The sequence below is a fragment of the Streptomyces sp. cg35 genome, assembly GCF_050410835.1.
Lineage (GTDB): Bacteria > Actinomycetota > Actinomycetes > Streptomycetales > Streptomycetaceae > Streptomyces.
Map to the genome: position 1 here is coordinate 6,657,820 of NZ_CP191268.1, position 18,094 is coordinate 6,675,913.

At 71.4% G+C, this 18,094-nt stretch carries 18 protein-coding genes; 14 read left to right on the forward strand and 4 right to left on the reverse strand.

Annotation, left to right across the window (positions count from 1 at the left end; translation table 11 throughout):
- The gene (locus ACQUQD_RS30350; protein WP_428957696.1) at window positions 1-849 is read right to left on the reverse strand and encodes a class I SAM-dependent methyltransferase; all 849 of its coding nucleotides are present in this window, start codon (window positions 847-849) and stop codon (window positions 1-3) included.
- 378 nt (window positions 850-1,227) lie between these two features.
- On the opposite strand from ACQUQD_RS30350, the gene rpsA reads away from it, so the two are divergent.
- The 6 genes from rpsA to ACQUQD_RS30380 all read left to right on the forward strand — a co-directional run bounded on the left by rpsA (window position 1,228) and on the right by ACQUQD_RS30380 (window position 7,155).
- On the forward strand, window positions 1,228-2,730 hold the full coding sequence (gene rpsA / locus ACQUQD_RS30355; RefSeq protein ID WP_428955339.1) for a 30S ribosomal protein S1: 1,503 nt from the start codon (window positions 1,228-1,230) through the stop codon (window positions 2,728-2,730).
- Window positions 2,731-3,083: 353 nt separating this feature from the next.
- On the forward strand, window positions 3,084-4,610 hold the full coding sequence (locus ACQUQD_RS30360) for a flavin monoamine oxidase family protein (protein ID WP_428957697.1): 1,527 nt from the start codon (window positions 3,084-3,086) through the stop codon (window positions 4,608-4,610).
- Window positions 4,611-4,712: 102 nt separating this feature from the next.
- Window positions 4,713-5,651 (forward strand): PAC2 family protein, encoded by a 939-nt coding sequence (locus tag ACQUQD_RS30365; RefSeq protein ID WP_428955340.1) that lies wholly within the window; start codon window positions 4,713-4,715, stop codon window positions 5,649-5,651.
- Between the two features lie 51 nt (window positions 5,652-5,702).
- The gene (gene coaE, locus ACQUQD_RS30370) at window positions 5,703-6,308 is read left to right on the forward strand and encodes a dephospho-CoA kinase (RefSeq protein ID WP_428955341.1); all 606 of its coding nucleotides are present in this window, start codon (window positions 5,703-5,705) and stop codon (window positions 6,306-6,308) included.
- On the forward strand, window positions 6,305-6,688 hold the full coding sequence (locus ACQUQD_RS30375) for a hypothetical protein (RefSeq protein ID WP_428955343.1): 384 nt from the start codon (window positions 6,305-6,307) through the stop codon (window positions 6,686-6,688). Before coaE ends, ACQUQD_RS30375 begins: the two co-directional genes overlap by 4 nt.
- 104 nt (window positions 6,689-6,792) lie before the next feature.
- Window positions 6,793-7,155: a tetratricopeptide repeat protein gene (locus tag ACQUQD_RS30380; RefSeq protein ID WP_428955344.1), complete on the forward strand. Its 363-nt coding sequence runs from the start codon at window positions 6,793-6,795 to the stop codon at window positions 7,153-7,155.
- Between the two features lie 31 nt (window positions 7,156-7,186).
- On the opposite strand, the gene ACQUQD_RS30385 is transcribed toward ACQUQD_RS30380, so the two are convergent.
- Complete coding sequence (locus ACQUQD_RS30385; protein ID WP_428955345.1) at window positions 7,187-7,459, reverse strand: DUF6343 family protein; 273 nt, start codon at window positions 7,457-7,459, stop codon at window positions 7,187-7,189.
- Window positions 7,460-7,474: 15 nt separating this feature from the next.
- Here ACQUQD_RS30385 and ACQUQD_RS30390 point away from each other — a divergent pair, with 15 nt between their 5' ends.
- The 3 genes from ACQUQD_RS30390 (at window position 7,475) to ACQUQD_RS30400 (ending at window position 9,803) form a co-directional block, all read left to right on the forward strand.
- Window positions 7,475-8,545, forward strand: a complete 1,071-nt coding sequence (locus tag ACQUQD_RS30390) for an acyltransferase domain-containing protein (RefSeq protein ID WP_428955346.1) — start codon at window positions 7,475-7,477, stop codon at window positions 8,543-8,545.
- Window positions 8,542-9,231: a class I SAM-dependent methyltransferase gene (locus ACQUQD_RS30395; protein ID WP_428955347.1), complete on the forward strand. Its 690-nt coding sequence runs from the start codon at window positions 8,542-8,544 to the stop codon at window positions 9,229-9,231. The genes ACQUQD_RS30390 and ACQUQD_RS30395 overlap by 4 nt, the downstream gene beginning before the upstream one ends.
- Before the next feature lie 149 nt (window positions 9,232-9,380).
- Window positions 9,381-9,803, forward strand: a complete 423-nt coding sequence (locus ACQUQD_RS30400) for a DoxX family protein (RefSeq protein ID WP_428955348.1) — start codon at window positions 9,381-9,383, stop codon at window positions 9,801-9,803.
- Between the two features lie 56 nt (window positions 9,804-9,859).
- On the opposite strand, the gene ACQUQD_RS30405 is transcribed toward ACQUQD_RS30400, so the two are convergent.
- Window positions 9,860-10,354 (reverse strand): RNA-binding S4 domain-containing protein, encoded by a 495-nt coding sequence (locus ACQUQD_RS30405; protein WP_428955349.1) that lies wholly within the window; start codon window positions 10,352-10,354, stop codon window positions 9,860-9,862.
- A gap of 115 nt (window positions 10,355-10,469) precedes the next feature.
- Here ACQUQD_RS30405 and ACQUQD_RS30410 point away from each other — a divergent pair, with 115 nt between their 5' ends.
- From ACQUQD_RS30410 to ACQUQD_RS30420, 3 genes are all read left to right on the forward strand, one after another.
- Window positions 10,470-11,876 carry a M20/M25/M40 family metallo-hydrolase gene (locus tag ACQUQD_RS30410; RefSeq protein WP_428955350.1) on the forward strand — a complete coding sequence of 469 codons (1,407 nt, stop codon included), beginning with the start codon at window positions 10,470-10,472 and terminating at the stop codon, window positions 11,874-11,876.
- Window positions 11,873-13,405, forward strand: coding sequence for a YfcC family protein (locus ACQUQD_RS30415; protein ID WP_428955351.1), 1,533 nt, complete (start codon window positions 11,873-11,875; stop codon window positions 13,403-13,405). The genes ACQUQD_RS30410 and ACQUQD_RS30415 overlap by 4 nt, the downstream gene beginning before the upstream one ends.
- 146 nt (window positions 13,406-13,551) lie before the next feature.
- The gene (locus ACQUQD_RS30420) at window positions 13,552-14,751 is read left to right on the forward strand and encodes a nitrate/nitrite transporter (RefSeq protein ID WP_428955352.1); all 1,200 of its coding nucleotides are present in this window, start codon (window positions 13,552-13,554) and stop codon (window positions 14,749-14,751) included.
- Here ACQUQD_RS30420 and ACQUQD_RS30425 read toward each other — a convergent pair.
- Window positions 14,738-15,403 (reverse strand): GntR family transcriptional regulator, encoded by a 666-nt coding sequence (locus tag ACQUQD_RS30425; protein ID WP_428955353.1) that lies wholly within the window; start codon window positions 15,401-15,403, stop codon window positions 14,738-14,740. The two genes, ACQUQD_RS30420 and ACQUQD_RS30425, sit on opposite strands and share 14 nt — an antisense overlap.
- 145 nt (window positions 15,404-15,548) lie before the next feature.
- On the opposite strand from ACQUQD_RS30425, the gene ACQUQD_RS30430 reads away from it, so the two are divergent.
- Together ACQUQD_RS30430 and ACQUQD_RS30435 are read left to right on the forward strand one after the other, a co-directional pair.
- Window positions 15,549-17,024 (forward strand): NCS1 family nucleobase:cation symporter-1, encoded by a 1,476-nt coding sequence (locus ACQUQD_RS30430; RefSeq protein ID WP_428955354.1) that lies wholly within the window; start codon window positions 15,549-15,551, stop codon window positions 17,022-17,024.
- A gap of 51 nt (window positions 17,025-17,075) precedes the next feature.
- Window positions 17,076-18,026 carry a glycoside hydrolase family 6 protein gene (locus ACQUQD_RS30435; RefSeq protein ID WP_428955355.1) on the forward strand — a complete coding sequence of 317 codons (951 nt, stop codon included), beginning with the start codon at window positions 17,076-17,078 and terminating at the stop codon, window positions 18,024-18,026.
- Window positions 18,027-18,094: the final 68 nt, after the last annotated feature.

Sequence of the window (18,094 nt, forward strand, 5' to 3'; positions counted from 1 at the left end):
TCAGTCTCGTACGCACACGAAGATCGCCGTGCCCGGGATCAGGCTTCCGCGCAGCGGCGACCAGCCGCCCCACTCCTGCGTGTTCCACGCGGGCCACTCGGGCTCCACGAGGTCCACGAGGCGGAAACCGCCCGCCACCACGTCCCGCACCCGGTCCCCGACCGTGCGGTGGTGCTCGACGTACAGGGCCCGCCCCTCGTCGTCCTGCTCTACATAAGGAGTGCGGTCGAAGTAGGAGGCGGAGACGCTCAGCCCCTCCGGCCCCGGCTCGTCGGGGAACGCCCAGCGGATCGGGTGCGTCACCGAGAAGACGAAACGGCCGCCCGGGCGCAGCACCCGGTGCACCTCGCGCATCACCCGCACCTGGTCGGCGATGAAGGGCAGCGCCCCGTACGCGGAGCAGGCCAGGTCGAAGGAGCCGTCGAGGAAGGGGAGCGCCCCGGCGTCCGCCTCCACCAGCGGCACCTTCCCGCCGTCGATGCGCAGCGCGTGCTGCAGCTGGCGGTGCGAGAGGTCGAGCGCGACGGGCCGCGCGCCCTGGGCGGCCAGCCAGCGCGAGCACTGCGCGGCGCCGGCGCCGATCTCCAGGATGTCCTTGCCGGCCAAGTCCTCGACCGGGCCGAGCAGCTCGGCCTCCACCTCGTCGAGCCCGTCGGGGCCCCAGACGAAGCGGTCGTCGCCGAGGAACGTGCCGTGCTCGATCTGGTACTCGTCCGCGTTGCGGTCCCACCAGCCGCGGTTGGCCCGCGCACTCTCCGTGGTGCCGGCGTCACGCCGGGTCGCCGTCGACTCGTCGTCCACCGACGCGTCCGGCTCGTGCGCTTCGATTGGTCCGGACTCTTGGATGATCGGCTCCCTCGTCGTACTCTTCCGTCCAACCCGTCACGGGAGGCTGTCCACAGCGGGCGCTGCGGCCCTCGTAGCCTCGTGCGACAGGTTTTGTGCCGGGTATGCGGCGATCCGCCCCGGGTGTGCGCCTTCGCGCATTGACCCTGCCCGGCAGCCCCCGTATGCTACAAGTTGCGCTGCGGGCCTGCGCACCTCAGACATAGCAGGCTGTGCTCGCATCTGTTGCATGTCCCCTCGGTTGTCGAGGCGCCCCCATGGTCGTGGAGATCGTGACCACGGGTTCGGCGCCTCCTAGGCTGTCCGGCTTCTTCGGTGCGAAACAGGTCCCGGCGTAGCAGTACCCACCGACTTTCAATGTCCGCCGGAGCCCTTTCCCACATGACGAGCAGCACCGAGACCACCGCCACCACCCCGCAGGTTGCGGTCAACGACATCGGTAACGAGGAAGCTTTCCTCGCCGCCATCGACGAGACGATCAAGTACTTCAACGATGGCGACATCGTCGACGGCGTCATCGTCAAGGTTGACCGGGACGAGGTCCTCCTCGACATCGGTTACAAGACCGAAGGTGTCATCCCGAGCCGCGAGCTCTCGATCAAGCACGACGTCGACCCGAACGAGGTCGTCGCGGTCGGTGACGAGATCGAGGCCCTGGTTCTCCAGAAGGAGGACAAGGAAGGCCGTCTGATCCTGTCCAAGAAGCGCGCTCAGTACGAGCGTGCCTGGGGCACGATCGAGAAGATCAAGGAAGAAGACGGCATCGTCACCGGTACCGTCATCGAGGTCGTCAAGGGTGGTCTCATCCTCGACATCGGCCTCCGTGGCTTCCTGCCGGCCTCCCTCGTCGAGATGCGCCGCGTTCGCGACCTCCAGCCGTACGTGGGCAAGGAGCTCGAGGCGAAGATCATCGAGCTGGACAAGAACCGCAACAACGTGGTCCTGTCCCGCCGTGCCTGGCTCGAGCAGACCCAGTCCGAGGTCCGCCAGACGTTCCTCACGACCCTCCAGAAGGGTCAGGTCCGCTCCGGCGTCGTGTCCTCCATCGTCAACTTCGGTGCCTTCGTGGACCTGGGTGGCGTCGACGGTCTGGTGCACGTCTCCGAGCTGTCCTGGAAGCACATCGACCACCCGTCCGAGGTTGTCGAGGTCGGCCAGGAAGTCACCGTCGAGGTCCTCGACGTGGACATGGACCGCGAGCGTGTCTCCCTGTCGCTGAAGGCGACGCAGGAGGACCCGTGGCAGCAGTTCGCCCGTACCCACCAGATCGGCCAGGTCGTCCCGGGTAAGGTCACGAAGCTGGTTCCGTTCGGTGCGTTCGTCCGCGTGGACGAGGGCATCGAGGGTCTGGTCCACATCTCCGAGCTGGCCGAGCGCCACGTGGAGATCCCGGAGCAGGTCGTCCAGGTCAACGACGAGATCTTCGTCAAGGTCATCGACATCGACCTCGAGCGTCGCCGCATCAGCCTCTCGCTGAAGCAGGCCAACGAGGCCTTCGGCGCCGACCCGTCGGTCGTCGAGTTCGACCCGACCCTGTACGGCATGGCCGCGTCCTACGACGACCAGGGCAACTACATCTACCCCGAGGGCTTCGACCCCGAGACCAACGACTGGCTCGAGGGCTTCGAGACCCAGCGCGAGGTCTGGGAGACGCAGTACGCCGAGGCGCAGCAGCGCTTCGAGCAGCACCAGGCCCAGGTCATCAAGTCCCGCGAGGCCGACGCCCAGGCCGAGGCCGAGGGTGCCGTCGCCGGCGCCGGTGCGGCTCCGGCCGCCTCCGGTGGCGGTTCGTACTCCTCGGAGTCGGACGACAACTCCGGCGCCCTGGCGTCGGACGAGGCGCTCGCCGCTCTGCGCGAGAAGCTGGCCGGCGGCCAGAGCTGAATCGCTCTGCGCTAGCAGGTAGTTGAACAGTGGGCCCGCACCTTTTGGTGCGGGCCCACTGTCGTGCTGTTCCGCCTGCGCGCCGCGGGGCTTCTTCGGCGGTCGCGGGCGTCTCCGCCGTGCGTGGCTGTTCGCGCCGTTCCCCGCGCCCCTTTCGGGCGCAGCGAAACTTGGCCGATACAACAGTTGCCGTTGGTGCGTAACAGAGCCTTGCCACCATCCCCGGGTCAAGAAGATCGCTCAGATCTCGAGGGGAGCCGGCACAAATGGCAGGAACACAGCAGGCGGCAGCTACGGGGGCCAGTCGGCGGGCCTTCCTCCGCAACGTCGGTCTGACCGGCGGCGCGGGCGCCATGTTCGCCACGATGGGCGCCCTGGGGCTCGCCCCCACGGCGCAGGCCGCGCAGCGTGAACTCCCTTACCGCGCACCGCGCCCCGGGGACTTCACGCTGACCGGGCGGGGCGCCGCGAAGGTGGTGATCGTGGGCGGCGGCATCGCCGGGCTCGCCACCGCCTACGAACTGGGCAAGGCGGGCTACGACTGTACGGTCCTGGAGGCCAGGGACCGCACCGGAGGCCGCAACTTCACCGTGCGGGGCGGCGATTCGACCGTCGACCTGTACGGCAACAAGCAGACCGCGCGCTTCAGCGACGGGCAGTACATGAACGCGGGCCCGGCCCGGCTGCCGCAGTGGATGGTGACCCTCGACTACTGTCGCGAACTCGGCGTCCCCATCGAGGTGTTCACGAACACGAACGCCGACGCCTATCTCTTCAACGAGTCCGCGGGCATGACCGAGCCGGTGCGCTACCGCACCGCCAAGGCCGACGTCTACGGTTATGTGTCGGAGCTCCTCGCCAAGGCGTCCGACAAGGGAGCCCTCGACAAGGAGCTGACCGCCTCCGACCAGGACCGGCTGGTCGAGTTCCTGAAGGACTTCGGCGAGCTGGGGGACAAGCTCACGTACGAGGGCGGGGAGCGGCGGGGCTACACCACCGTGCCGGCCGCCACCGGCACCCCGGGCGTGCTGCTCGGCGGCGTACCGTCCGCGTCCGAGGTGTTCGCCAGCGGGGTCGGGCGCTACTTCTCCTTCGAATTCGGCTTCGACCAGGCCATGTTGATGTTCCAGCCGGTCGGCGGCATGGACCGGATACCGAGAGCGCTGACCGAGGCCATCGGCGGGCACAAGGTGCGCACCGGCGCCGTCGTCAGCAGGATCACCGACACGGGCGACGGCGTGCGGGTCACCTACACGCAGGGCGGGCGCACCCGGTCCCTGGAGGCCGACTTCTGCGTCGGCGCGCTGCCGCCCAACATCCTGGCCAAGATCCCGCACAACCTCGGCTCCGGCGTGCAGAGCGCCCTGGAGGCCATCACGCCGCAGTCCGCCGGCAAGATCGGCCTGGAGTACAAGTCCCGCTGGTGGGAGCTGGATCACCGGATCTACGGCGGCATCACCGAGACCGACATGGACCTCAGCCACATCTGGCACCCGTCGTACGGATTCCACGGCGAACGCGGCGTCATGATCGGCTACTACAACTACGGCGCCGACGCGGACGCCTACGCGAAGCTGACGCCGAAGGCCCGGGAGACGCGCGCCGTCGCGCAGGGCGTGAAGATCTACGGCGAGAAGTACCGCACGGAACTCGCCACGTCGTTCTCGCACCACTGGCGGCAGACCCCGCACCTGGAGGGCGCCTGGCACAACACCCCCGGCGGCCCCGACGACCCGCGCTACAAGCCGCTCAACGAGCCGAGCGGGCGCGTCTACTTCGCCGGGGACTGGCTGAGCTACACCGACGCCTGGCAGCACGGCGCGTTCACGTCCGCGCGGCGGGCCGTGAGCAAGCTGCACGCGCGCGTGATGGCCGGCTGAGTGCCGGGAGTCACGTAAGAGGCTGCTGAGAATGGGCGCGGGCGGGAATGCCCGCGCCCTCCTCACGCGTTCTTCGGATGAACACGAGGAGGAGCGGTCACAGTGCTTGATGCGCAGGATCTGTACACATGGGAGCCGAAGGGCCTCGCCGTGGTGGACATGGCGCTCGCCCAGGAGTCCGCCGGCCTTGTCATGCTTTATCACTTCGACGGATACATCGACGCGGGGGAGACCGGCGACCAGATCGTCGAGCGGCTCCTCGACTCACTGCCCCACCAGCTCGTGGCGCGTTTCGACCACGACCGCCTGGTGGACTACCGGGCCCGACGCCCGTTGCTCACCTTCCGGCGCGACCGATGGACCGAGTACGAGGTGCCCTCGATCGAGGTGCGGCTCGTCCAGGACGCCACCGGCGCCCCCTTCCTGCTGCTGTCCGGCCCCGAGCCGGACGTCGAGTGGGAGCGGTTCGCGGCGGCCGTCCAGCAGATCGTGGAGCGGCTCGGGGTGCGCCTCGCGGTGAACTTCCACGGGATCCCGATGGGCGTCCCGCACACCCGCCCGGTCGGTCTCACCCCGCACGGCAACCGCACGGAGCTGGTCCCCGGGCACCGCAGCCCGTTCGACGAGGCGCAGGTGCCGGGCAGCGCCGAGGCGCTGGTCGAGTACCGGCTGATGGAGGCCGGGTTCGACGTCCTCGGCGTCGCCGCGCACGTGCCGCACTACATCGCGCGCTCCGCGTACCCGGACGCCGCGCTCACCGTCCTGGAGGCGATCACCGCCGCGACCGGGCTCGTGCTCCCGGGCATCGCGCACGGTCTGCGCACGGACGCGCACCGTACGCAGACGGAGATCGACCGGCAGATCCAGGAGGGCGACGAGGAGCTGGTCTCGCTCGTGCAGGGTCTCGAGCACCAGTACGACGCGGCCGCCGGCGCCGAGTCCCGGGGCAACATGCTGGCCGAGCCGATGGACATCCCGTCCGCCGACGAGATCGGACAGGAATTCGAGAAGTTCCTGGCCGAGCGGGAAGGCGATGCCTGAGCGCGGCCCCTGGGGCAGCTGATGCGCCGGGTAGGCCCTAAGCTTCCGCTCATGTTGAAGGTGGGGTTGACCGGCGGCATCGGCGCCGGGAAGAGCGAGGTGTCCCGGCTGCTCGTGGAGCGCGGTGCCGTCCTGATCGACGCCGACCGGATCGCGCGCGAGGTCGTCGAGCCCGGCACGCCGGGGCTCGCGGCCGTCGTCGAGGCGTTCGGCGACGAGGTGCTCACCCCGGACGGCAGCCTCGACCGGCCGAAGCTCGGCTCGATCGTCTTCGCCGACCCGGACCGGCTCGCCGTCCTCAACAAGATCGTGCACCCGCTGGTCGGCGCCCGGTCCGCCGAACTGGAGGGCACCGCGGGCCCCGGCTCCGTGGTGATCCACGACGTGCCGCTGCTCACCGAGAACGGGCTCGCCCCCTTCTACGACCTGGTGATCGTCGTCGACACGAGCCCCGCGACCCAGCTCGACCGGCTGACCCGGCTGCGCGGCATGACCGAGGAGGACGCGCGGGCCCGGATGGCCGCGCAGGCCACCCGCGAGCAGCGCCGCGAGATCGCCGACGTCGTGATCGACAACGACGTCCCCCTGGAGCGGCTGACGGAGCAGGTCGACGCGGTCTGGGCGGACCTGCTGCGCCGGGCCCGCGCCACCACGTGATCGTCCTCGCCGCGCTCACCGCCATCGGCGGTCTCGTCGCGCTGATCGCCGGGGCGTACGGGCTCCGGCACACCCGCCGGATCCGGACCTCGGGCAATGTCGTGCAGGCCCTGGTCAAGCCGCCGCAGCCGGGCACGGACCGGCCGCTGCTGCAGTTCGAGACCCGGGACGGGCGGGTCATAGAGGTCGTCTCGCCGGTGGCGCCCCGCAAGGGGCGTCCGCTGCCCCCGGGGGGTGTCGTCGGCCTGGCCTACGACACCGAGGACCCCCGCGAGACCGTGGTGCTCGGCAGGGAACGGCCCGGCGTCGACCGCGGATTCATGATCGCCGGGGCGGTGCTGGTGCTCACGGGCATGGTGCTCGCGGTGGCTCTGAGCTGAGGGCGCCGGGGCGGGTGTCCGGAGCGTGGTCCCCGGGCAGGAATAGCCCTTACGGTCCGCGGTGTTGACGTGATCGACAGGTCGACACCAGAAGGGAGTTCACCGTGCCCGACGCCACCCCGGAGACGCACGTCATCGACTACCGCGCAGCCGAGCAGCTGCTGGCCGCGCGTGATCCGCGTGGCGCGGTGAAGCTTCTGGACGACGTGATCGCGGCCCACCCGGAGAACACGGCGGCCCGGCTGCTCAGGGCCCGTGCCTTCTTCGCCGCGGCCCAACTGCGCGCCGCCGAGCTGGAGTTCTCGATCGTCCTGGAGCGCGAGCCGGACAACGCGTTCGCGCACTTCGCCCTGGCCCGCACGTACGAGCGGTGGGCGCGCCCGCAGCAGGCCCGCCGGCACTTCCGCCTCGCCGCCGCCCTCGACCCGCAGCCGGAGTACCTGGCCGCGGCCCGCTTCGACGACTGAGCGCCCAGGGCGGCGGCGCCTCTCGATCCGGTCAGGGCGCCCTTCGGTACGGTGGGACGTCGCGGCCGGGCTGGTAGTGCGGTCCCTGGCGGATGTGGCGCAGGATCATGAACAGGTCGACCGTCGTGACCAGCCACAGGACGCCGCAGGCCAGCGCCCACCACGGGCGGTGCACCAGCAGGAAGGCGACGGTGCCGAAAACCGTCCAGACCAGGCCGAACAGGGCCAGGCCGAGCCGCAGCCGCAGGGGACTGCGTGCGGTGACCGGCTCGTCACCCGTACGCACCGGATGCGCCAGACGCATGGTCACCATCCCCTCATGACGAAGAGGCTCCCCTTCCAGGGTGCCACGATCGAAGGAGCGGGCGTGCTGGACGTACTCAAGGGCGACGAGGCGTGCGCCGACTGGCTGGCGGCCCTGGACGACCCGGCGATACCCGCCCTGACCGCCGAGCTGCCCGGCGCGCTCGACCTGCCCGACGTACTCCTCGACCTGGCCGTACCCCACGAGGACATCAACGAACTGCTGCGCCTGCGCGCCGAGTTGCTGGCGTCGCCGGAACTGCGGGCGCTGCTCGGGCGGGCGGTCAGCGGACTGCTGTGGCGCACGGACGAGCCGGGGCGGGGGACGGGCCTGCCGGACTTCCCCGCGGCGGCCGGGGCCATGGGCCGCTGCTTCGCCGTGTTCGTGTTCATCGCCGCGCTGCCGCACACACGGGCCCACCACCGCGAGCGCGGCATCCCCGACGACGTGTCCCGGCGCGCCCTGGCCGACCTCGGCCGCAATCTCGCCGTGCACCGCAGGCGGTTCGGTACGACGGGCCTGCTCGTGCCGTGGTGGCCGACCCGGCACTTCCGGGGCGAGCTCTACCAGTTGGGGCGGCTGCAGTTCGAGCGGGTGCGCCTGGGGCGGCGTACGGCGGAACGGCTCACGGCGGCGGGCGTGGTGGCCGGCCCCGGCGACGCGGCGCTCAGCGTGCACATCCCGGACTTCCGCGGACCCATGTCGCCCGAGGCGTGCGACGACTCGATCGCACGGGCCCGGGAGTTCTTCGCGCGGCATTTCCCCGAGGAGCCCCCACGGCATGCCGTCTGCCATTCCTGGCTCCTGGACCGGCAGTTGAGGCAGTACCTCCCGGCCGACTCCAACATCATCCGCTTCCAGGACCGGTTCGACATCGTGCACGCGGCCGAGGAACCGGAGGACGACACCCCGGTCGCGTTCGTCTTCGGCGGCACCGAGACCCCGCGCGACCTGCTGCCGCGCCGCACCGGCGTGCAGCGGGCCGTCCTCGGACATCTCGACGCGGGCGGGCACTGGTACCCGGGGCACGGCTGGTTCGCGCTGGAGCGGAACGGTGCCGGGCGGCCGTTCGTTCCCGGTGCATGAGCCTTGAGATGCGCAAGGGGTACGAGGGGACGGGGCCGGGCGCGATCACGCCCGACGGCTGTGCGGTCGAGCTGTACTCACGACTGCCCGAGGAAGGCGAGACGGAGATCATCGCGGGCGCCGTGCCCGCGGCCGCCACGCTGCTCGAACTCGGCTGCGGGGTGGGCCGGGTGACGCACTCACTGGTGGAGCACGGGTTCACCGTGACGGCGGTGGACGAGTCGGCGGAGATGCTGGACCGGGTGCGGGGCGCGCGCACCGTGCGCAGCACCATCGAGGGTCTCGACCTCGGGGAGAAGTTCGACGTGGTGATGCTCGCGTCGATCCTGGTGAACACCGGGGACCCGGCGGTCCGGCGCGGGATGCTCGACGCGTGCCGGCGCCACGTCGCCGACGACGGGTGCGTGCTGATCCAGCGCGAGCGCGACGGGGCGCACGAGAACCTGCCGCGCGAGCACGTCGTGCCGGGCGGCCCCGTCATCACCAAGCAGTCCTCGGTGCCCGTCGGCGACGGGGTGCGCTCGGTGAAGGTCGAGTACGTGTTCCCGGACGCCGTGTGGACCCAGACGTACCGGATCCGCCCGATGACGGTCGAGGAGTTCGAACAGGCCCTCGCGGAGGCCGACTTGAAGGTCGACCGCTATCTGACGCAGGACAGCTCATGGGTGCGGGTGGTGCCCGTGTGACGTCGGCGGGCCGTTGGGCGCCGGGCGGACCGGTGGACCCGCGGCAGGTGTTCGGCGGGCTTTCGGCGGTGCGATGAGTTCCGGCGGCGGCTCCGGTCTTATCCGGTGACAGTGACCGACCGCTCGCCCTCACCGCACAGGAGACCGCCATGACGCACCTCGCCGCCGCTGCCGCCCCCGTCCGCTCCCGTCGTGCCCGGATCGCGCTGCGCACGACCGCGATCGTGCTCGCGGCGTTCTTCGGCATCGCCAGCGCCCTGCCCAAGCTGCTCGCGCTGCCCGCCGCGGCCGACGCGTTCGACACGATCGGCTGGGGAGCGGCGGGGATGTACGCGATCGGCGTGCTCGAACTCGCCGGTGCCATCGGCCTGTTGGTGCCGGTGCTGGCCGGGGTGACGCCGATCGCGCTGAGCGCGCTCATGGTCGGCGCCTGCGTCACGCAGATCGTCGCCTTCGACGGGGAGAACGCGGCGACACCGCTGATCCTGATGATCCCGCTCGTCGTCCTGGCCCGGGCGCACCGGGACCGCAACCGGGAGCTGGCGGCGCTGCTGCTGAGGCGCGGCGCCTGAGCGTGCGGGGCCCCTGAGCGCCCCGCGAGCCGGGGCCCACCGCGGTGGGCCCCGGCTCAGTGCTGCCCGGCGTCGGGCTCGGCGTCCGGTCCGGGACCCTGCCCGAAGATCCCGCGCAGCCGCTCCAGTTCCCGGCGGTCCCGCTTCGTCGGGCGGCCCGTGCCGCGGTCGCGGACCCCGACCGGGGCGACGACCTCGCGCGGCGGGGGCGGCGGGGAGTTGTCGACGTAGGCCTCGACGGCCACCGGCGCGCCGACCCGCTTGCGGATCAGCCGCTTGACCACCACCAGGCGCTCCCGCCCGCCCGGCTGGCGCAGCCGGACCTCGTCGCCGACGCGCAGCGCGTACGCGGGCTTCACGCTCGTCCCGTTGACCTTGACGTGGCCGCCCTTGCAGGCCGCGGCGCCCGCCGAGCGCGTCTTGACCAGGCGCACGGCCCAGATCCAGCTGTCCACCCGCACGCTCTCGCCGCCGGCCGGAGCCGCCGCCCGCACGGCACTCACCGGGTCCGGCGCCTTCGACGTCCCTGATGTCTCCTTCTGCGCTGCCATGCGTCGACCCTAGTACCGTCCTCGCCCCCGTCGGCGAGCCCTGGACGGACCACCCCCGCCCAGACCGGATAATCCGGGCAAACCGCATGTAGTCGACAGTGAGGGGAGCCCCGTCATGGCCGTGATGGACCCGGACGACGACCGGCAGGACCTGCAGGCCGAGGTCGACCAGTTGATGGGAGGACTGCGCTCCGATCTGGAGCGGCTCGCCGCCATCCCGTCGATCGCCTTCCCCGGCTTCCCGGCCGAACCGGTGCAGGAGGCCCACGACCTGCTCGTCGGCCTGCTGCACGACGCGGGCGTGGAGCACGTGGAGCGCATCGACCTGCCCGACACGGCACCGGTGATCTTCGGCGAGATCCCGCCGCCGACCCCGGACGCCCCGACCGTGCTGCTCTACTCCCACTACGACGTGCAGCCCCCGGGCGACGAGAGCCTGTGGCGGTCGCCGCCGTTCGAGCCGACGCCCGTCGAGGAGGCCGGCGAGGGCGGCCTGCGGGCCCGCGGCATCGCCGACGACAAGTCGAACGTCATCGCCCACCTGGGCATGCTCCGCGTCTTCGGCGGCCGTCCGCCCGTCGGCGTCAAGATCGTCTTCGAGGGGCAGGAGGAGTACGGCAGCCCCTTCGACGGCTATCCGCCCACCGACCCCGAGCGGTTCGCCTGCGACGCCATGGTCATCGCCGACCTGGGGAACCTGCGGCCGGGCACCCCCACCCTCACCACCGGGCTGCGCGGTGCCGCCGAGGTCACCGTCGAGGTCCGCACCCTCCAGGAGCCGCGCCACAGCGGCGAGTTCGGCGGCGCGGCACCCGACGCGCTGCTCGTCCTCCTCAAGGCCCTGTCCACGCTCCACGACGTGCACGGCGACGTCGCCGTCGAGGGCCTGCGCCGCGACGAGTGGACCGGCACCAGCTACACAGAGGACGAGTTCCGCGACCTCGCGGGCGTCGAGGCGGGCCTCCCGCTCATCGGCAGCGGCACCCTCGGCGAACGCCTGTGGAGCGGCCCCGCGATCACCGTCATCGGCCTGGACGCCCCGAGCGTGGAGCACGCCGCGTCGGCCGTCGTCCCGTACGCCCGCGCCAAGCTGAACCTGCGCTTCCACCCGCTCCAGGACCCGCACGAGGCGCAGGCCAGGCTCGTCGACCACCTCGCCGCCCTCAAGCCGTTCGGCATCCCGCTGACCGTCACCCCCGGCGACACCGGACCCGGCTACGAGGCGGCGACCGGCGGCCCCGCCTACCGCGCCGCCCGCGCCGCGCTCAAGCAGGCCTGGGGCACCGACGCCTCGTACGTCGCGACCGGCGGCTCCATCCCCCTGGTCAACGGCCTCGCCCAGGCCGCGCCGAACGCCGAGGTCCTGCTCTTCGGCGCCCAGGACAGCATGTGCAACCTGCACGCCCCGAACGAACGCGTCCTCTTCTCCGAGCTGCGCGCCACGGTCGTCGCGATGTGCGCGTTCGTCCGGGAGTACGCCGCGCACTTCAAAGGGGACCTCAAGGGCGGGGCCGCGTCATGAGCACGCAGACGGAGACCCCCGAGCGGCAACAGCCGCCGGCGAAGAAGAAGTTCACCTTCCCCAGCGCCCTGACCGTCCTCGCCGTCGTCACCCTCGCGGTCTGGATCCTCGCCTTCCTCATCCCCTCCGGCCAGTACGACCGGGGCGGTGACGGCGCCCCGGTCGAGGGCACCTACCACCGCGTCGATTCCGGCCAGTCGTTCGTCGACCGGCTCAACGACCTCTTCCTCTCCCCGGTCAACGGCCTGTACGGCATCCAGGACCTCAAGACGTCCCTGGTCGGCCCGGACAACTCCGGTGACCTGTACGGCAGCGCGGGCGTCTTCCTCTTCGTGCTCGCCATCGGCGCCTTCATCACCGTCGTCTTCGCCACCGGCGCCCTCGACCGAGGCATCGGCCGCCTCGCCCACCGGCTGCGCGACCGCGGGGCCCTGCTCATCGCGGGTGTCATGGTCGTCTTCTCGGTGCTCGGCACGGTCGAGGGCTTCGCCGAGGAGACCCTCGGGTTCTACGGCCTGATCGTGCCGCTCATGCTCGCGCTCGGCTACGACCGGATGACGGCGGTCGGCGCGATCATCCTCGGCGCGGGCGTCGGCGTCCTGTGCTCCACGGTCAACCCCTTCGCCACCGGCGTCGCCTCGTCCGCCGCGGACATCTCCCTCGGCGACGGCATCGCGCTCCGCTTCGTGATGTGGTTCGTGCTGACCGCGGTCACGGTCGCGTACGTCATCCGCTACGCCCAGCGCGTCCGGAAGAACCCGGACCGCTCGCTGTCCGGGTTCCTGCCGGGCGACAAGGACCGCGACAAGGCGGCGTCCGACGCGGCCGAGGTGCCCGAACTGACCACGCTGCACAAGGCGGTCCTGGTCGTCACGGCCCTGGTCTTCGCCTTCATGATCTTCTCGGTGGTGCCCTGGGCGAGCGCCCTGACCGGCAAGGCCGACGCGACTCCGTACGGCTTCGAACTCGGCTGGTCCTTCCCGCAGTTGGCTGCGCTGTTCCTGTGCGCGGCCGTGCTCGTCGGGCTCGTCGCGCGCATGGGGGAGCAGAAGCTCAGCTCGACGATCATCCAGGGTGCCGCCGACTTCGTCTCCCCGGCGCTCGTCATCCTGCTGGCCCGCGGCGTCACCGTGATCATGAACAACTCCAAGATCACGGACACGGTGCTGCACGCCATCGAGGGCGTCGTGAAGGGCACCTCGTCCGGCATCTTCGCGATCATCGTCTTCGTCGTGAACCTGCCGCTGGCCTTCCTCATCCCGTCCACGTCCGGGCACGCCACGCTCGCCATGCCGATCCTCGCGCCGCTCGCCGACTTCGCCGGCGTCTCGCGCGCGGTCGTCGTCACCGCGTGGCAGGCGGCCAGCGGCTGGATGAACCTGTGGGTGCCGACCACCGCCGTCACCATCGGCGGCGTGGCCCTCGCCAAGGTCGGCTACGACAGGTACCTGCGGTTCGTCTGGCCCCTGCTGGCGCTGCTGTTCCTCCTCATCTGCGCCTTCGTCGCGCTGGGGGCCGCGTTCACGTAGCCCTGTGGCCGGGCGGTGCCGCGGCCCCGCCCGGCCTTCGCCCGTGGAGATGCTCAGCGCCGCGGCCACGGGAGCGGGCCCGCCGGTGTCAGCCGAACGGAGCAGCAGATCAGGAACGGACAGGTGACCCTTCCTAGCGTGAAGGGGTGACGCCAACGGAGACAGCGCAGCACCTCAAGCCCCCGGCCGCGGCCTACCGCAACCTCGTCGTGGCCACGGTGGGTTTCGCGCTCACCTTCTGGGCCTGGAACCTGATCGCGCCGCTCGCCGGCGTCTTCGGCTCGGACCTGAAGCTCAGCTCGTTCGCCCAGTCGTTCCTCGTCGCGGTGCCCGTGCTCGTGGGCTCGCTCGGCCGCATCCCGGTCGGCGCGCTCACCGACCGCTACGGTGCCAAGCTGCTGTTCCCGCTGATCTCGGCGCTCACCATCATCCCCGTGCTGCTGGTGATCCCGGCCCGGCACAACTTCGGCGCGATGATCGCCGTGGGCTTCCTGCTCGGCCTCGGCGGCACCACCTTCGCCATCGGCATCCCGCTGGTGAACTCCTGGTTCCCGCCCGCGCACCGCGGCCTCGCGCTCGGCATCTTCGGCATGGGCATGGGCGGCGTCGCCCTGTCCGGCTACTTCACGCCGCGCATGGCCAAGCACGGCGAGAACCTGCCGTTCGTCGTCGTCGCCATCGCGCTCGCCGTGTACGCGGTCCTCGCGGCCGTCCTGATCACCGACCACCCCGACCGCAAGATCCCCACGACGTCGCTGGGCAAGCGGCTCGGCGCGGCCGGCAAGCTCCGCGTCACCTGGGAACTGTCGGCGCTGTACGCGATCGGCTTCGGCGGCATCGTCGCCTTCGGCGTCTACCTGCCCACGTACCTGAAGACCTGGTACGAACTGAGCCCCACGGACGCCGGCACCAAAGCGGCGGGCTTCGCCCTCGTCACGGTGATCTTCCGCCCCATCGGCGGCTGGCTCTCCGACCGGATCCACCCGGCGCTCGTCACCGCGTGCGCGCTCGCCCTGGTCGCCCTGTTCGCCATCGTCCAGGCCTTCGACCCGGCCCTGAACCCCATGGGTACGATCTGCTTCCTGCTGATGGCGGCGGGCCTCGGCACCGCGAGCGGCTCCGTCTTCGCGCTCGTCTCCCAGGTCACCCCGCAGCCCCAGGTCGGCTCGGTGACCGGCATCGTCGGTGCGATGGGCGGCCTCGGCGGCTTCGTCCCGCCGCTGGTCATGGGCGCGATCTACAGCGCCAAGGACTCGTACTCCATCGGCTTCATGCTCCTGTCGGACCTGGCCCTCGCCGGGTGCGTGTACGCGTACGGGCGGATGCGGAACGTCAGGGCGCAGTAGGCCGGCCGTCGTCGCCGAAGAGGTGCCGCACGGTGGAGCGGTAGTTGGCCCGCACGTGGCCCAGCGCCACCGCCCGCGCCCGCTCCGGGTCGCCGGCGGCCACGGCGTCGTACAGCTGCCGGTGCTCGTCGAGCTGTTTGGACCAGGCCTCGTTGCGCCGGGTCAGCCAGCGAAGGCGCCCGTCGACGGGCTGCATCACGCCGATCAGCAGTCCGTTGCCCGCCATGGCCAGGAGCCGGTCGTGGAAGCGGCTGTTGATGTCGGCGATCGTCTCGTCGTCGCCCTCCTGCGTGGCCCGCGCGGCGAGTTCGAGGAGTTCCTCCAGCTGCGCCAGATCGTCCCGCTGCGCCCGCTCGGCGGCGAGACCGGCCGCGTAGACCTCCAACGCCTCGCGCAGTTCGTACAGTTCGGTGACATCGGTGTGCGTGAGGGTCCGCACCACGGCCCGGCGCGGGGTCTCGAACGTCACGAATCCTTCGGCGAGCAGCGCCCGGATCGCCTCGCGCACCGGGACGCGGGACACCCCGAAGCGCTCGGCGAGCTCCCGCTCGACCAGCCGGTCGCCGGGTCGCAGGCGGCCGCCGATGATGTCCTGCCGCAGCGTGGCGAGTACACGTTCGCGCACCGCGCCCAGGGGTTCCACCGTCGTCATGCCTCCATCTTCGCCGATGCGGGGTGCCGGCCCGGCCCGGGGTCTTTTACCGAGCCTTAACCGCGTGGACATTGCGGGGTGTCGTGGGGAGCGGGACCATGACGCCGCTTTGGTATACCAACGCGGCAGCCCTTGGGAGGCTCCCATGTCCGTGGCCGAACCGGTGCACACGCGGAACAGCAGCGACTTCACCCCCGACCCGCGCCTGGTCAACGAGGACCTCGCCCCCGCGGGCGAACGCACGTGGAAGGTCTTCGACCTCTTCGCCCTGTGGATGTCCGACGTCCACAACCTCGGCAACTACACCTTCGCCGCAGGCCTGTTGGTGCTCGGCCTCAACGCCTGGCAGATCTTCACGGCCCTGCTCATCGGCTTCGTCCTGATCTACGCCGGCTGCAACGCGATGGGCCGCATCGGCCAGCGCCACGGTGTCCCGTTCCCGGTCGTCAGCCGCATCAGCTTCGGGGTCTGGGGAGCGAACATCCCCGCGCTCGTCCGGGCCGTGATCGCCATCATGTGGTACGGCATCCAGACGTACCTGGCGTCGGTGGCGGTGAACGTGATGGTGCTCGCCGCGTTCCCGGGCATGGAGTCCTGGACGCGGCACTCGTTCCTCGGCCTGCACGCGCTCGGCTGGGCGTCGTTCCTCGCGCTCTGGCTGGTCCAGTCCCTGATCATCACTCAGGGTATGGAATCCGTACGGAAGTTCCAGGACTTCTGCGGCCCGGCGATCTGGGTCGTCATGCTCGCGCTGGCCGTCTGGATCTGGGCGAAGGCGGGCTGGACGATCTCGCTGACGACGACCGTCCACCCGGTCTCCACGGGGGAGCAGTTCCGCCAGTGGTTCGGCGCCATAGGCCTGATCCTGGCGACGTACGGCACGCTGATGCTGAACTTCTGCGACTTCTCCCGCTTCGCCCCCGACTACCGGACCGTGCGGCGCGGCAACTTCTGGGGCCTGCCCGTCAACTCGACCGCGTTCGTGGTCCTCTCGGTGGTCGTCACGGCCGGCAGCCTGGAGGTGTTCGGAGAGGCGATCACCGACCCGGCCCTGCTCGTCGCCCGCATCGGCAACACCTGGGTCCTCGTCTTCGGCGCACTGACCTTCGCCGTCGCCACGATGGGCGTCAACATCGTCGCCAACTTCGTCTCCCCGGCCTACGACCTGGCGAACGTCTGGCCGCAGAAGATCACGTTCAAGGTCGGCGGGGCGATCTCGACGGTGGCGGCGCTGGTCGTGACCCCGTGGAACCTGTACTCGAACCCGAACGTGGTGAACTACTTCCTGGGCGGCCTCGGCGCCTTCCTCGGGCCCCTCTTCGGGATCATCATGCTCGACTACTTCTGGGTGAAGCGGGGCCGCATCGACGCCGCGGCCCTCTTCGACGCGCGGCCCGGCTCGCGCTACCACTACCGCGGCGGCGTGAACCCCAAGGCCCTCGCGGCGTTCGTCCCGTCGGCCGCCCTGGCCGTGGTCCTGGCCCTGGTGCCCGCCTTCGACTCCGTGGCCGCGTACTCGTGGTTCATCGGGACGGCCGGGGCGGCGGGGCTGTACGGACTGATCTGCCGCGGGGAACGCGCGGCCGCCGCGGCGGGGCCGAACGAGTGCACCCCCGGGTAACCCCGACCGGTCACCGCTCCCGCGCGCGGGAGCACCCCGCATCATCCGGGCATGTCCTTGTCCCCACGCCCCGTCCTGGGCGCCCTGCTGGCGGCGTTCCTGACGCTCGCACCGTCCGGGTCCGGGCCCACCACGTCCTTCTGGGTCGACCCGAACACGACGGCGGCGCGCCAGTCGGCGGCGCTCCGCGCGCAGCACCGCTGGGCGGACGCCCGGCTCGTCGACCGCATCGCCACCCGCCCCCAGGCGACCTGGCTGAACGACCCCAACCCCGGCCCCACCGTCCGCGCGGTCACCACGGCGGCGGCCCGCGCCCACCGCACCGCGGTGCTCGTCACCTACCACATCCCGCACCGCGACTGCGGTCTGCACTCGGCCGGCGGCGCGGGCGACGCGGCGGCCTACCGCGCCTACGTCGACTCCTTTGCCGCGGGCCTGGGCCCCCGCGGCGCGTACGTCATCGTGGAACCGGACGCGGTGGCGTCGACGGTGGCGGGCTGCGCCGGCGCGAACGCCACGGAGCGGTACGCCCTGCTCGCGTACGCGGTCCAGCGCATCGCCGCCCGCCCGAACACCCGCGTCTACCTGGACGCGGGCAACGCGAGCTGGATCCCGGACGTACAGCGCCTGGTCGCCCCGCTGCGGGCGGCGGGCGTCGGCCGGGCGGCCGGGGTGGCCCTGAACGTCTCCAACTACCGCACGAACAAGGAGACATCGGCGTACGGGCACCGCCTGATCGCCGCCCTGGGCGGCGACAAGCACTTCGTGATCGACACCAGCCGCAACGGCAACGGCCCCTACGCGGGCGCCGACGCCTGGTGCAATCCACCGGGCCGCGCCCTCGGCGTCCCGCCGACGACCGCCACGGGGGACGCGGCGCTGGACGCGTACCTGTGGGTGAAGCGCCCGGGGGAGTCGGACGGGACGTGCCGGGGCGGGCCGGGAGCGGGGCAGTGGTTCGCGGCGCGGGCGCTGGAGCTGGCGCGGAACGCGAAGGGGTAGCTGCCCGGCGTGGCGGGCGGGCTCGGGCGCGGAACAATCGACAGGAGAGCCGGGCGTGAAGTGACTAC

What these genes read in the sequence shown, in the direction of transcription:
- rpsA (WP_428955339.1), top strand. Translation starts at nt 1,228, where the DNA reads ATGACGAGCAGCACCGAGACCACCGCCACCACCCCGCAGGTTGCGGTC.
- ACQUQD_RS30360 (WP_428957697.1), top strand. Translation starts at nt 3,084, where the DNA reads ATGTTCGCCACGATGGGCGCCCTGGGGCTCGCCCCCACGGCGCAGGCC.
- coaE (WP_428955341.1), top strand. Translation starts at nt 5,703, where the DNA reads ATGTTGAAGGTGGGGTTGACCGGCGGCATCGGCGCCGGGAAGAGCGAG.
- ACQUQD_RS30385 (WP_428955345.1), bottom strand. Translation starts at nt 7,459, where the DNA reads ATGCGTCTGGCGCATCCGGTGCGTACGGGTGACGAGCCGGTCACCGCA.
- ACQUQD_RS30390 (WP_428955346.1), top strand. Translation starts at nt 7,475, where the DNA reads ATGACGAAGAGGCTCCCCTTCCAGGGTGCCACGATCGAAGGAGCGGGC.
- ACQUQD_RS30395 (WP_428955347.1), top strand. Translation starts at nt 8,542, where the DNA reads ATGAGCCTTGAGATGCGCAAGGGGTACGAGGGGACGGGGCCGGGCGCG.
- ACQUQD_RS30400 (WP_428955348.1), top strand. Translation starts at nt 9,381, where the DNA reads ATGACGCACCTCGCCGCCGCTGCCGCCCCCGTCCGCTCCCGTCGTGCC.
- ACQUQD_RS30405 (WP_428955349.1), bottom strand. Translation starts at nt 10,354, where the DNA reads ATGGCAGCGCAGAAGGAGACATCAGGGACGTCGAAGGCGCCGGACCCG.
- ACQUQD_RS30410 (WP_428955350.1), top strand. Translation starts at nt 10,470, where the DNA reads ATGGCCGTGATGGACCCGGACGACGACCGGCAGGACCTGCAGGCCGAG.
- ACQUQD_RS30415 (WP_428955351.1), top strand. Translation starts at nt 11,873, where the DNA reads ATGAGCACGCAGACGGAGACCCCCGAGCGGCAACAGCCGCCGGCGAAG.
- ACQUQD_RS30425 (WP_428955353.1), bottom strand. Translation starts at nt 15,403, where the DNA reads ATGACGACGGTGGAACCCCTGGGCGCGGTGCGCGAACGTGTACTCGCC.
- ACQUQD_RS30430 (WP_428955354.1), top strand. Translation starts at nt 15,549, where the DNA reads ATGTCCGTGGCCGAACCGGTGCACACGCGGAACAGCAGCGACTTCACC.
- ACQUQD_RS30435 (WP_428955355.1), top strand. Translation starts at nt 17,076, where the DNA reads ATGTCCTTGTCCCCACGCCCCGTCCTGGGCGCCCTGCTGGCGGCGTTC.